Annotated in this window: 8 protein-coding genes; all 8 read left to right on the forward strand. The window is 45.1% G+C overall.

Going from position 1 to position 13,912, the window contains the following annotated elements; translation table 11 throughout:
- Nucleotides 1-23: 23 nt before the first annotated feature.
- The 8 genes from ispG to HNR50_RS00880 all read left to right on the forward strand — a co-directional run bounded on the left by ispG (nucleotide 24) and on the right by HNR50_RS00880 (nucleotide 13,856).
- Nucleotides 24-1,067: a flavodoxin-dependent (E)-4-hydroxy-3-methylbut-2-enyl-diphosphate synthase gene (gene ispG / locus HNR50_RS00845; RefSeq protein WP_184744424.1), complete on the forward strand. Its 1,044-nt coding sequence runs from the start codon at nucleotides 24-26 to the stop codon at nucleotides 1,065-1,067.
- Nucleotides 1,022-2,179, forward strand: coding sequence for a tetratricopeptide repeat protein (locus HNR50_RS00850; protein ID WP_184742464.1), 1,158 nt, complete (start codon nucleotides 1,022-1,024; stop codon nucleotides 2,177-2,179). Before ispG ends, HNR50_RS00850 begins: the two co-directional genes overlap by 46 nt.
- 81 nt (nucleotides 2,180-2,260) lie before the next feature.
- Nucleotides 2,261-5,095, forward strand: a complete 2,835-nt coding sequence (gene uvrA / locus HNR50_RS00855; protein WP_184742466.1) for an excinuclease ABC subunit UvrA — start codon at nucleotides 2,261-2,263, stop codon at nucleotides 5,093-5,095.
- A gap of 1 nt (nucleotide 5,096) precedes the next feature.
- Nucleotides 5,097-8,363 carry an LPS-assembly protein LptD gene (locus HNR50_RS00860; protein ID WP_184742468.1) on the forward strand — a complete coding sequence of 1,089 codons (3,267 nt, stop codon included), beginning with the start codon at nucleotides 5,097-5,099 and terminating at the stop codon, nucleotides 8,361-8,363.
- Between the two features lie 81 nt (nucleotides 8,364-8,444).
- Nucleotides 8,445-10,664 carry an HD family phosphohydrolase gene (locus HNR50_RS00865; protein WP_184742470.1) on the forward strand — a complete coding sequence of 740 codons (2,220 nt, stop codon included), beginning with the start codon at nucleotides 8,445-8,447 and terminating at the stop codon, nucleotides 10,662-10,664.
- Nucleotides 10,657-11,115 carry an rRNA maturation RNase YbeY gene (gene ybeY, locus HNR50_RS00870; RefSeq protein WP_184742472.1) on the forward strand — a complete coding sequence of 153 codons (459 nt, stop codon included), beginning with the start codon at nucleotides 10,657-10,659 and terminating at the stop codon, nucleotides 11,113-11,115. Before HNR50_RS00865 ends, ybeY begins: the two co-directional genes overlap by 8 nt.
- Nucleotides 11,116-11,119: 4 nt before the next feature.
- On the forward strand, nucleotides 11,120-11,890 hold the full coding sequence (locus HNR50_RS00875) for a hemolysin family protein (RefSeq protein ID WP_184742474.1): 771 nt from the start codon (nucleotides 11,120-11,122) through the stop codon (nucleotides 11,888-11,890).
- A gap of 10 nt (nucleotides 11,891-11,900) precedes the next feature.
- On the forward strand, nucleotides 11,901-13,856 hold the full coding sequence (locus HNR50_RS00880) for a tetratricopeptide repeat protein (protein ID WP_184742476.1): 1,956 nt from the start codon (nucleotides 11,901-11,903) through the stop codon (nucleotides 13,854-13,856).
- Nucleotides 13,857-13,912 lie beyond the last annotated feature (56 nt).

Consider the following 13,912-nt stretch of genomic DNA (forward strand, 5'->3'; position numbering starts at 1 on the left):
TGATAACATATAAGGAAAATATGATGGATAAAACGAGAGAGATTGCTATCGGAAATATAAAGCTGGGAGGAGACAACCCCGTTCTCGTTCAGACGATGTGGGACAAAGCCGTTGAAAAGGTAGACAGTGAGTTAATCTCCGAGCTCAACAGGCTGCAGGTATACGGCAACCGACTGATCCGTTTTGCCGCGCCGACATTGGAGTCGGTTCCTCTGCTGGGAGAAATCGCCGGCAGAATCACAATGCCCGTTGTGGCTGATATCCATTTCGATTATAAGATAGCCCTGGCCTGTATGGATCAGGGGCTTCCCAAAATCCGTATCAATCCCGGCAATATCGGCGCATCATGGAAAGTAGAGGAAGTTGTCAAAAAAGCAGCCGATACGGGCACGGTTATCAGGATAGGGGCTAACGGGGGATCTCTACCAAAATCGCTGAAGCATATGGATAATCGCGCAGAAGCTCTCGTTCTGGCGGCGGAGGAACAGCTTAATTTTCTGGAAAGTCTTGGTTTTGAGAATGTCATCGTATCTCTCAAGTCTTCCGATATCGAAGAAAATTATGAAGCCAACAGTCTTTTCGCATCACGACATGATTATCCGCTCCATCTCGGAATTACCGAAGCGGGTCCTCTTATCCCCTCAATCGTCAAAAGTTCCATAGGACTTTCCCGACTCCTGGAAAAAGGCATCGGGAGCACGATTAGAATTTCCATTTCCGACAGCCCTCTCAAGGAAGTCATCGCCGGAAATGAAATCCTTTCGGTTCTGGGGCTCAATTCTCAGGCCAGGGTCAATCTCATCTCCTGCCCTAAATGTGGGCGGTCATCCTTTGACACCCATAGTTTTACTGAAGAGATACAGGATTATCTCTATTCTGTCGATAAAGATATATCGGTCGCTGTCATGGGATGCATGGTAAACGGACCCGGAGAAGCGTCCCATGCCGATATAGGGATCAGCGGAGTGGGAAACAGCATTGCAATCTTTAAAAAAGGTGAAATCATCCGGAGGGAAACAGCTTGCACGGCAAAAGAAGCATTTATCGAAGAAATAGAACAACTCTGATTTTTACACTGCTGTTTTCATTTTCCTTTGTCAGCCTTCCGGCTCAGGAGAACGATGCAGCGGCCAATTCCCTAACCGCTTCGATAGGTTCGCTTGACTCCATGGAATCGTGGCTTCTCTACGAGAGAGGTCTCCATCTTTTCAGCCGTAAAGAATACGGTGAAGCACTGAACCATTTTAACAAGCTCATAGAAAGGCATGGCGTGTATCCCGAGGCGGAATACTGGATAGGGCGGGTTTTTGAGCAGGAAGGGGAACACATTCTGGCTGAAAAGCAGTATCAGAAAGCATTGGAAGCGGTACGTGTACTCCATATTCCCGAGCAGAAATACGAAATACAGTACAGACTGGCCGAACTCTACAAGAACCGGGGAGATCTCGATTCATACAGTCAGATTCTGAACAGCATAATACTGGATGAACTGGAGAACAATCAGCTCGCCCTCGCCAATGAAAGCCCGGCCATCAACACATTGAAAAGAGACGGCATTGACAGAACTCTTCTGCTGTTCCGGCACACCTTCACATATTCCATAGAAGCATTCAACCAACTCGGCATCTACTATTACAAAAAAGGTGATTACAGGGCCGCGACGGCAAAACTGATTTATCCTCTCCTCAGTTTTTTTTCCATTACAATTGATTATCTGAGAGACAGCGATCCGCAATTGACCTTTCCCGAAGATTTCGACGAACTGGTTGAAAAACACAGTGAATATGTCTTCGGCACTCTGGAAAGAATTATCAGGCGCAAAGAAAAGGACTTCTCCTTTATGAGAGACCTCGATTCTCTGGAAGTCATTGATAGGGATAACCAGCTCAGAAACGCCGCAACGCTCCTCCCAAAGCCTCCTGAATATTATCTGTCCGGCGTTTCCTGCTGCCTTCAGACATCATTTTCCGATCCATCATTAAAACTCTTAATGGATGATTATGAAATCTTCAGGACCATGTATTATCTGGCGGCATCCCTTTATGCCGAAGGTTATACCGAAACCGCCCTCAGAATCTGGGAAATCATTAATATGAATGAAGATGCCGGAATGTGGAAATTGCGTTCGGAGCAGCAGCTTGATGAGCCTTCGGTTGATTCGACTGATATCATTTTTTAATATTTCTCTCATCTCCTTGATTTCTTTGCATTTTCAAGTCGGGTATTCTTATTTTTTCCGTTATAATATATTCTGATATTTATGGATAGAATCGTTATAAAAGGTGCCCGGGAACACAACCTTAAAAATATAAACCTGGAAATTCCTAGAGATAAGCTCGTCGTCATTTCAGGTAAAAGCGGAAGCGGAAAGTCCTCTCTCGCTTTTGATACAATCTTTGCTGAAGGGCAGAGACGGTATGTGGAATCTCTTTCAGCCTACGCCAGACAATTTCTCGGACGGATGGACAAGCCGGATCTCGATTATATCGAAGGTCTGTCGCCGGCCATATCCATCGAGCAGAAAACAACTCATAAAAATCCCCGGTCCACCGTGGGAACCATTACAGAAATATACGATTACCTGAGGCTTCTGTTTGCCAGAATAGGTACGGCCCACTGTCCGACCTGCGGTATTGAAATCAAAGAACAGTCAGTCGATCAGATCATCGACACTGTTCACGAATATCCGGAGGGAAGCAGGATTATCATTCTTGCACCGGTAGTCAAAGGCAGAAAAGGTCTCCATCAGAAAGTATTTGACGATGCCAGAAAATCCGGATTTGCCAGGGTGCGCGTTGATGGAGAAATCCTCTCTCTCGATGATGAAATAGAACTGGAAAAGAACAAAAAGCACAGCATTGAAATTGTTATAGACCGTCTGAAAGTCAGTTCCGAAACGAGAAAAAGGCTGGCTGAATCTGTGGAGACGGCCCTTGAAATTACAGACGGAAAAGTCATTGCTGTCAAAAAAGGGGAAAATGAAGACGAGGAGACGTTTTTCTCCGAAAAAAATTCCTGTCCCCATTGCGGTTTCAGCATGCCGGAACTGCAGCCGCGGCTGTTCTCTTTTAACAACCCCTACGGAGCCTGTCCGGACTGCAGCGGTCTGGGAATGACAATGGAATTCGACCGGGATCTTATCATGCCTGATAAAAGCCTCTCTTTTAACAAGGGAGGGATCGCGCCCTATAATCCCGATGCCAACTGGCATAGAAGCTGGTTCGAGGGGCTGGCCAAACACTACGGATTTTCTCTTGATACGCCTCTGGATGAACTGCCTGACAGTATTATAGATGTCCTCTTTGACGGCAGTGATGACAAGATCGATATCCTCTATGAAAACCGAGAGGGGACGGGACGTTTTGAATACAACTCAAACTACAAAGGAATCATTCACGATCTGAAGAGACGGTACCGCGAATCCAGTTCCGACGGTGTCAAGGACTGGCTCGAGAAATACATGGTCAAGCAGAACTGCCGTTCCTGTAACGGAAAAAGACTGCGCGAGGAAAGCCTGGCCGTGAAGATCGATGATAAGAACATCCATCAGATGACTTCTTATTCTGTCAAGGACGCTGTCGAATTTTTTAAGGGTCTGGAACTGGATCCCACAAAAAAACATATTTCCGAACAGATAATGAAAGAGATCCGCGAAAGGCTTTCTTTTCTCCAGAGCGTGGGATTGGAATATCTCTCTCTCGACCGCGAGGCAGCGACGCTTTCGGGAGGGGAAGCTCAGAGAATACGTCTGGCCACTCAGATCGGTTCCTCCCTTGTCGGAGTCCTTTACATTCTCGATGAGCCGACTATCGGTCTGCACCAGAGGGATAATCAGCGCTTGATCGATACGCTGAAACATCTTCGCGATCTGGGAAATACGCTGATTGTCGTCGAACACGACGAACAGACTCTGCGAACAGCTGACTATATCGTTGATATGGGTCCCGGCGCTGGGATCCACGGCGGGACTGTTACGGCTGAAGGACCGGTTGAGAAAATCCTTTCCGATCCGAACAGTCTCACAGGGCGATACCTTAGCGGCGATATCTTCATAGAAAGCAATCGTGAAAGACGGGAAGGTAATGGAGAGAAAATTATAATCCATGGAGCCCGTGAGCATAATCTCAAAAACCTCACAGTTGAATTTCCTCTGGGAAAGATGATCGTTATCACCGGTGTTTCCGGTTCGGGAAAGTCGACTTTGCTGAGCGATCTCCTTTACCCCATGCTTCATAATTCGACCAATCGATCGCGCATGAGGGTCGGTGAATGCGATGCCGTCGAGGGAACCGGGAATATAGACAAAGTCATCAGCATAGACCAGAGCGCCATAGGCCGGACGCCGCGATCCAACCCGGCGACCTATGTGGGGCTTTTTACTCCTATCCGAGAGCTGTTCGCCTCTCTGCCCGAATCCAAAGCAAGAGGCTATAAAGCCGGGCGCTTTTCCTTCAACGTGAAAGGCGGCCGCTGTGAACAGTGTCAGGGGGCGGGAACGCAGAAAATCGAAATGCATTTTCTCCCCGATGTCTATGTCACCTGCGATGTCTGCAAAGGCAAGCGTTTCAACAGAGAGACTCTCGATGTCCGCTATAAGGGAAAAAACATCTATGAAGTTCTGGAGATGTCAGTGGAAGAGGCTTCCGATTTCTTCGCCGCCATCCCGGCGATAAAAAGAAAAGTTGATACGCTTATGTCTGTCGGACTCGGCTATATCAATCTCGGACAGTCAGCTATCACACTGTCGGGGGGCGAGGCTCAGAGAGTGAAGCTCTCGCTCGAACTATCAAAGAGAAGTACGGGTAAGACATTTTATATAATAGATGAACCTACGACCGGGTTGCATTTTGCCGATGTGAAGCTGCTTCTGGAGGTGCTTCAGGAGCTTGTGGATAAAGGGAATACCATCTGTATGATTGAGCACAATCTCGATGTGATCAAACAGGCCGACCATATCATCGATCTCGGTCCGGAAGGCGGAGACAAAGGGGGAACCCTGATCTGTACCGGAACACCCGAGGAAGTAGCCGAAAACAGTGAATCCTACACCGGGTATTATCTGAAAACTGAACTCACGCGGGGATTGAAGCAGTAATTTGAAAACATTAGAGCTGACACCGCGCAAACTTCTACTAATTCTGCTAGTTTTCAGTTTTCATCCGGTTTTTTCTCAGGATGCCGAAACAGAGGTAAACACTCTGTTTACCGATACGATCTACAGCGATATTAATACGGCTTCCTATTATGAGCTGCTCAGTTGGTGCCGGGATCTGGATCTCGATACAAAAGGCAACAGCGATTTCCTGAAAAAACAGTTGTATTCTCATTACGATGTGGATCTCAATTCAGTGGAAAGCGGAGAGGGCGAAAGCGACATAATTGTAAAAATCGTGAGCGCTGACCGTTCGGAGTATTACAGCCTGGAAGAGATCAGCGAAGATTATGTACGCATTTCCGGGCGCGTCAAGCTCATTGTCAAACAGGTTTCTCTCAACACGACACACACAATAGAAGCCGATTCCGTACTGTTTAACCAGACGACAGACACGATGACTGCCAGCGGCAATATCATCTACATCAAGGAAGAGAATGGAAACAAAGAGGAATACAGCGGCGATAATTTCACTTTCAATGTTCAGAACTGGAAAGGAGTCATTCTGAAAGGGGACTTCAAGCGGACCCAGGAAGTGAACAAGCAGGATATGGAGTTTATCTTCAGCGGAGATGCTATTAAAAAAGGCGAGGGCGACGTGGTTGTTCTCGATCAGGGATCCATAACATCATGCGAGGAAGAGGAACCCCACTACCGAATCGAGGCAAAAAAGATCTGGATACTCGGTCCCGATGAATGGGCTATTCTCAATGGAGCTCTCTATATCGGCCATATTCCGGTTCTCTATATCCCTTTCTATCACCTCCCCGGAAATGATCTGTTTTTTAATCCTGTCATTGGTGATGAGAGCCGCCGTGGTTATTATATTCAGACGACGACCTATCTTCTCGGCAAAAAGCAAAACAGCGAAGAGGACGACTCATTCTTTATAAATATTGCCGATAGCGATGAAACCTACAAACTCGTGCCGCAGGGCCTTTATCTATTTAAAGAGAAAGGGGAGCCCGAGAAAGATGCCGGTTCAGATTTTATCAAGTATAAGCTCGACTACTATTCCAGACTCGGCGGTTATACGGCTCTGGAAGGCTCGCTATCTGAGCTGTGGAAATTGAAAGGGATAAGCTTTGATCTGGGCATAGGCGTCACCAGAAGTATTAAAGGATCGGGCGGCGTTTATACAAATTACTTTGATGAAAACGATTTTATAGCCTCCTGGAATGGATCAGATTTCTTCGGCGCGTCCGTTCCCTTCCGGTGGGGGCTTTCATTCGGATTCTCTCTTCTTACGTTTAAATTGAATTTTGAATATTTGACAGATCCCTATTTCAGAAGCGATTTTTCGGGAAGAGAGGAGAATTTTGACTGGCTGAACTATCTTCTTTCCCAGACGACCGAGGATGAGGGTGTTGAGGAGAATGCTCAAAGCTCTCTTAACTGGTCTTTACAGGGCAATATCAATATCCCCAATAAATGGGCGGATGATTATATTAAAAACTTTTCGCTTAGCTCTTTGAAAGTGAATATGCTGTGGAACAGCAAGGATAACAATGATTATCAGGCTCCTGCCGATCCGCAGGAACTATACGATCCCTACAGTCCATCGAGGCTTTTCTTTTATCCCTCAAATATCACATGGCCGCAGACTTCCCTCAATCTTTCAGGAGTACTCCTGGAATACAAGACCGGTCCCGGAGATCCTGTTCCTGAAGACGAACTGGAAGATCGGGATATTATAAAGGCTCCATGGAATGATGGTAATGATAAGGAGAACGGCGAAAAGAAGGGAGATGAAGATTACATCAAGAAGCCGGAGAGATTCGATGGTATTGCCATTGAAGATGCGGACCAGACGTTTTTTACAAAAATCGACTACAGTCTCACCGGTTATCTCAATTTCACCTCCTATATGAACTCAGAAATATGGGGAAGTCCTGCGGATATCGATTTTGATATACTTAAATCCCTTCTGACAAACAAGAACACATTCAACCTTAATTACAATTTTAAGTTTTTCGAAGATATTCTTTCTCTATCCGGGAAAAATACCCTAACGGCCGATTATCTCAGTTACTACGGAGATTTCACTGAAGATGAGGAAAGAAACGAACTTAACGGAAGGAAACTCAACTGGCTCAATACGCTTGATTTCACAATTAAGCCACTCAGGAATGTCGCTTTTTTCAATAAATCTACAATCAGTTATGAGTTCGATACCAATTTGTATTCCCTGTCCTATGACGCAGTTCAGGAGGTCTTTCTCAAAGAATGGATAGAGTGGGATGATGACGATATAACAGCGCACAGAGCGGCAGTCAATATCGATTTTTCCATGCCTCTGCTCACTCTGGCTCTTTCTTTTGATTCCACTCTGCCTCCGCGGGATATCAAACAGTCAATCAGTCCTTCTCTGGCGTTTTCTATCTGGAAATGGACCGGCAAAGTTGCGGGAAAGGTCACTTATGATGAAAACCAATGGACACCGGAACCTTTAACAGTCAGCACCAGACTCGCACCATTAGACGAGGTCAGCCTGTCGGGAGACTTTTCCTATAACTTCGAAAATGAGACTCCCGCATCGCTTTCGGCAGCAATCAAACTCTGGGCGCTTACTGGATCATACAATATGGCTTATGCAACTGATTATGAGTGGGACAAGGATCTTCAGCAGCTGAAAGATATGGGCAAGGATTTTGTTCCGACTTCATTTTCTCTCGGAATCAATTATCAATACGAGAGTCCCATGCTCTGGAAGAACCGGATTGCCATGGACGGAAAAATTGATCTGAACCTGAACATGAACCTCCAGCAATATAATCTGAGTAAACTCGGGTTCAAACTTTCTTATAATCTTCACATTTTCGAATTCCTGGATCTGACATTTTCAATTGATTCATCAAATGAGCAAATATTCCTCTATTTCCCCTCGCTGCGGGACTATTACGGAATTACGGAGGACTACAGCTTTTTCAAGGATCTTTTCAAATCTTTCAACATTTTCAGCTCCGGACAGCAGGATCGCTACGAATCATTCTTCAATATGAACTCCCTCAATGTCTCGCTGGTTCATAAGCTGCACGACTGGGACCTTGAAATGACATACAGCGGGAAACCTGTGCTGGACGAAGGGGTTCTGGAATCGAGATGGGATTCCACTTTTTCCATTCTCGTCCGCTGGAATCCGATTGAAAAACTGAAGGTCCAGAGCAAATATGCCAACGAGCTCTGGAATGTGGATACGGAGTTTGAATGATCATTCTATCCTTGACCATTTTAACCAATAATAAGTACAATCTCATTTACAGAGGTACAATGAACAGAAAAAGTTGGGATAATGGCTGAGCTAATTCAAACGAAATCGGCTGAGCACAACAGTGCTGCCGGTAAAATATCAGTTCCCCTTATTACAATTATCATTTCCTATATTCTCTGTGTTTTCATGTTCTCTTTTTTCGGAAACTTTGAAAGAATCTTTCATTCCGATTCCTATTTGGATTATCAGGTCGGAGATGTCGTCAAAGAGGACATATATTCCGATATAGATCTATTTCTCATTGACGAAGCTGCCACAGAGAGAAAGAAAAATCTGGCGGAATCTCTGGCGTTCCCGGTTTTCAAAATTTACGATAACATAACCAGGGACGTTCTCACTTCTTTTGACACCTTTGAATCGGAATTGAAGCTCTTTCTGGAAACGGATCCTGCCGATATCACTGATTTTCATTTTACATCGGGATTGGATGAGGCTCTCGATAGGGAAACGCTTATCGAATTCCTGCAATTGGAAGAGCTCCCGCTGGTTCTGGAAACGACAGACAACATCGTTCAGACACTGATGAATCGCGGCATCGCCTACAACGAAGATAAAAATCTGATACCCCCATCCGGCATTGTTGAGGTCTGGCGGGAATCGGGTGACAAATTCGATAAGACTTTCCTGAAATACAATCAGATTCCAAGACTCGATTCCCTATCGGAATATATATTCAATGAGCTCAACGGACAGGATCTTGATCAGACCATGATTCAGGCGTCAATCGTTTTCTCGCAGTATTTCATAAGGGAAAACTGCTTTCCCGATGAATTTCAGACGCGCCTGAATAAAGATCTTGCTGCTTCGAAAGTCAAACCTGTGGAAATATATCTGGGCAAGGGTGAGAAAATCCTGGAAAAAGGGCTGGTCGTCACACCGGAAATAGAATCGCGCCTGCAGGCCATCCGGACAGCGAAAGGCTCGGGAAGCAGTCTCGTATTCTTCTCTCCCATTATTTTCGCGGCCTTTTTATTTGCCTTCGCCGCCATTTATTTTAAAGTCTTTTCTCCTGAAAAAACCGGAAATTTCCAGATCGGCATTATTATTTATTCTTCACTGGTTCTCATCGTTCTGGTTTCTTATATGATCATTCTATTCGCCGGTACACCGGGGGATCTCGCTCCGGGAATATATATACCGGTCGCCCTGTTTTCCATGCTCGTGACTCTGCTGACGAACAAAAAAACAGGATTGATTTTTCAGTTGATCCAGTCTCTGGCTCTCTACTACATTTCCGGCTTTAATCTTGAATACCTTGTTCTCCCTCTCGTCTACGGCATCACAGCCAGTCTCGTTATAGAGGGCGCAGCAAGGCGTCTCGATATGATCCGCGCCGGCTTGATTCAGGGAGGAGCCCAGGCTTTCTTCTTCGTTCTTTTTTTAATGATTAACGATCCTGGCTTGTATAGAGCACTGTGGGGCTCTTCCATTGTTTTCGTAAATGGTTTTATCAGCAGTATTCTGGCACTCGGCCTTTTGCCCGTGTTGGAGCACTGGTTGAGGACAAGTACCAAATTCAGATTGATAGAATTATCAGATTCCAACGCCCCCGTGTTGAAAAATATGCTGGCTAAAGCTCCTGGTACCTATATCCATTCCATGAACGTTGCCAATCTCGCGGAGATGGCCTGCCAGGAGATCGGGGCCAATACGCTGCTGGCCAGAGTCGGAGGGCTCTATCATGATATCGGAAAAGTTGATCAGTCTGAATATTTTATAGAGAACCAGACGGATGTGAACAAGCATGATGATATGAAGCCTTCTCTTTCCGCCGCCGTTTTGAAAGCCCATGTAAAAATCGGCATAGAAAAAGGCCATGATCTGAATCTTCCCAATGATGTTATTGATATCATAGCCCAGCATCACGCCACATCGACAATGAAGTATTTCTACGACAGGGCAATGAAAGAGAAGGGGAACACCAAAGTTAATAGAGACGACTTCTCTTACAGCGGTCCGAATCCCCAGACAAGGGAGGCGGCTATCGTCATGCTCGCCGATACAATCGAAGCGGCGACCCGGACATTGAAAAAGCCTTCGCTGGCTAAACTGGAGAAATATGTCTGGGAACTCATTATGGATAAGTTTATCTGCGGAGAATTGAATGACTGCTCTCTGACTTTCAAGGATATGGAATTCGTAAAGGATTCTTTTGTCCATGTTCTGGCCGGGCACTTTCATACCCGCATCGAATACCCTGATGATCAGAAAAACAAAGAGAAAGAGAACAGCAATGAATAGTATCGATGTTCTTTGTGAAAATATCGCAGAACCGGAATGGCTGGATAATGTGGATCGCTTTTTACAGGCACTTCTGGAAAATCTTAAAATAGAAAACTGGGAATTTTCTCTGACTTTCTGCGATAATGAATTTATTCAGGATCTTAACAGAAATTACAGGGAAAAAGACAGCCCAACAGATGTTCTGACCTTTGTCCAGGATGACGATCCTTTTCCTCTGGCGGGAGAGAGCGATCTCCATCATGCAGGTGATATTATAATATCCCTCGACACTTTGGCGGAAAATGCCGAATATTTTCATGTGGAAAAAGAGGAAGAGCTCAAGCGTCTTATCGTCCATGGGGTTCTCCATCTTTCAGGTATGGATCATAGTGATAATTCTCCTGAACAGGAGATGCTTATATTTCAGGAAAAGCTGCTCGGACAGCTTGCAGAGGTGAAAATTTTTTAAAGAGATGAAATTCTTCAACAAAAGGTTCAAAAACAGAAAAGAAACCATACTGGCGGAAGAGGAACTGGGCGATCTCAATCTGGATGAAAAGGATATGATCCGGGGTATAGTGGAACTGTCGGATACAAGTATCAAAGAGGTCATAGTGCCCAGGATTGATGTCGTATTTATTTCTGATGAAATCGGAGAGGACGAGCTGTATAAAACACTTGTCGAATCCGGGCATTCCCGTTTCCCCGTCTACAGAGAGACAATTGACAATGTGATCGGTATTCTCTATGTCAAAGATCTTTTTTCAAAAATCGTCAATAAAGAGTCGTTAAACATCCCCGAACTGATCAGAAAACCCTATTTCGTTCCTGAAACAATGAAGCTCGATGCCCTATTGAAGGAATTCAAGCACCGCCGGGTTCATATTGCCATTGCCGTCGATGAATACGGAGGCGTATCCGGTATTGTCTGCATGGAGGACATTATAGAGGAGATCGTCGGGGACATTCAGGATGAATTCGATAATGAAGATGAAGATATCCTGGCCGTAGGCGAGGGAATCTATCTCTGTTATGCAAGGGTCAGCATTGAAGATTTCAATGAAGAGCTTTCAATGAATATATCCGATGACGATTATGATACTCTCGGCGGGTTCGTTTTTGACCTTTTTGGTAAAATTCCTGTCCGCTTCGAAAAAGTATCCTATGAAGGTGTCGATTTTATCATCCAGAGTATGGACGGACATAAAATAAACACAATTAAAGTTGTAAAAAAAGATATCTGAGGTAGTCTCCATGGAGCGTTTGGCAACTGTTTTCCTTCTCCTGATCGGATTTTCACTATTCGGACAGAGCGCCATAGAGTACAACAGGCTCGGCGAAAAGAAGATGGCGGAGAATGATGTTTACAGTTCTCTGGAATATTTCTCCCGTTCCGTAGAACTGAATCCCCGTTATCACCAGTCTCTGTACGGCATGGCAATGGCCTATTTCAGACTTGAGGAATATGAAGCCGCTGATTTTTATATAGGTCTTGCTCTGGACATGTCGGGAGAGGATCTTGATTATCTTAATCTCCGGGGGCGGATCTATGTCGGCCTGGGAGAACTTGAACAGGCTGGTGAGGTCTTCCGTGTCATCCTTGATCGGGAGCCTTATAATATGCCGGCCCGTCTCGGACTGGCGGAAATCGATCTGATAGAAAACCGTTTTACCGAAGCGGAGGAACGTTATCTCGGAAGTCTGACCATCTCTCCCGAAAGCAGAAGGGCTCTTTTATCTCTTCTTCTCCTTTACGATACAAAGGGTGATTTTTCAAAAGGCGATGAGATCCTCGAGACTCTTAATACTGTCTATACTTATGATCCCGATGTAAAACTGGCTGCGGCTCAGCATTATTACAGAAGCGGCGAACTGGATAAAGCGGAGAATGCCGCGTTAACCCTTTTCTCCATAAACCCTGCTTCTGATGATGTCAGGCCTCTTCTCGCCAGAATATATCTTGAGAAAGATGAAGCGGATAAATCGATAGACTTTCTCGAAGAGCAATTGAAAACAGAACGCACCGATCTGAGTTTAAGGTATCTTCTCGCTGTTTCCTACAGCCGTATCGGACGGGTTACCGAAAGCCTTCATAATTTCGATTACATACTGAAAAACGCTCCGTATGATGAAATCAGCCGGATGGCGGCGGAACAACTGGCAGTCGAAAACCGTCTTGATTCCAAAATCGAAGAATACGCTTCTTACCATTTTTCAAGAGGTAGAGAATGGGAAAGAAATTTCCGGTATGACAAAGCCCTGAACGAATACAGAAGGGGTTTGAAGATCAATCCTTCATCAGTTGAAGGCAGGCTTTTATATGCTGAGATATTTAAACTGAGGGGGCAGACAGCCAAGTATCTCGATGTTCTCAATCTTCTCAGCTGGAACGGCTATGACGATCCTGATTTCCTCTCAGCAAAAGAGCAGTTCGAACATTTGCGAAAAAAAACTGTAGCCGACAACTGGGGCGTTGATCAGTTTTACCTTTTAAAAGAACCCTACGATATCGATATCTACATCAGAAAACCGGATATTAAAACTGAACACAGCGTGGCCGAAAGCTATATTGCTGATTTTTTCAATTATGAACTGGAGAAATTCGAGTGGTTTGATACTCCCGGGGATTCGGTTATTATCGGTCGCGAATCCGATGCCTATCGGCAGTCCCACAAAAGCGGATCTCAATATTATGTAATACTTGATTTTTTTGAATCGGAAAGAATTTTCACGCTTAAGGTTACTCTATATCTGTCGCGGACCGGAGTGGCTATGGACAGCTTTACGGTTATCCGGGCCGGAAATGACAAATTGTCCGATGCTGTCAGACTTTCAACCACTTATTTAAGCGATTTTCTCCCAGTAAGAGGGAGTATTGTGGATGTGAAAGACGGAAAGGCATTGATTAATTTGGGAGAGCTTGACGGAATTAAAGAAGAGGACAGATTTCTCGTAGCCCGGAAAGGTCAGGTCCGGTATATTTCAGAAACGCCCTGGTATGAGGTTTCGGATCAGGATAAGCTTGGAATTCTGACCGTGACGGCTCTTGATGAAGCCGTTTCCGAATGTACCTATGAGAACCCCGGCTTTTTTGAGCTATTGAATCCCGGAGATGACATCTTTCTCCTTGGAGCGGATGAGGAGATCGTTCTCCAATCCGATTTCGGTTACAATGAAACTCTTAAGCGGGAGTTGCTGAGAATACACTGATATTGACCAGTGAAGGTTATTTCTTTTATATTTAATCAGTAAAATTATACAGATTA

This window comes from Spirochaeta isovalerica (assembly GCF_014207565.1).
Classification (GTDB): Bacteria; Spirochaetota; Spirochaetia; order DSM-2461; family DSM-2461; genus Spirochaeta_F; species Spirochaeta_F isovalerica.

Excerpts from the sequence above, each read along its gene's own strand:
- ispG (WP_184744424.1), top strand. The coding sequence starts at position 24 with ATGGATAAAACGAGAGAGATTGCTATCGGAAATATAAAGCTGGGAGGA.
- uvrA (WP_184742466.1), top strand. The coding sequence starts at position 2,261 with ATGGATAGAATCGTTATAAAAGGTGCCCGGGAACACAACCTTAAAAAT.
- HNR50_RS00865 (WP_184742470.1), top strand. The coding sequence starts at position 8,445 with ATGGCTGAGCTAATTCAAACGAAATCGGCTGAGCACAACAGTGCTGCC.
- ybeY (WP_184742472.1), top strand. The coding sequence starts at position 10,657 with ATGAATAGTATCGATGTTCTTTGTGAAAATATCGCAGAACCGGAATGG.
- HNR50_RS00875 (WP_184742474.1), top strand. The coding sequence starts at position 11,120 with ATGAAATTCTTCAACAAAAGGTTCAAAAACAGAAAAGAAACCATACTG.
- HNR50_RS00880 (WP_184742476.1), top strand. The coding sequence starts at position 11,901 with ATGGAGCGTTTGGCAACTGTTTTCCTTCTCCTGATCGGATTTTCACTA.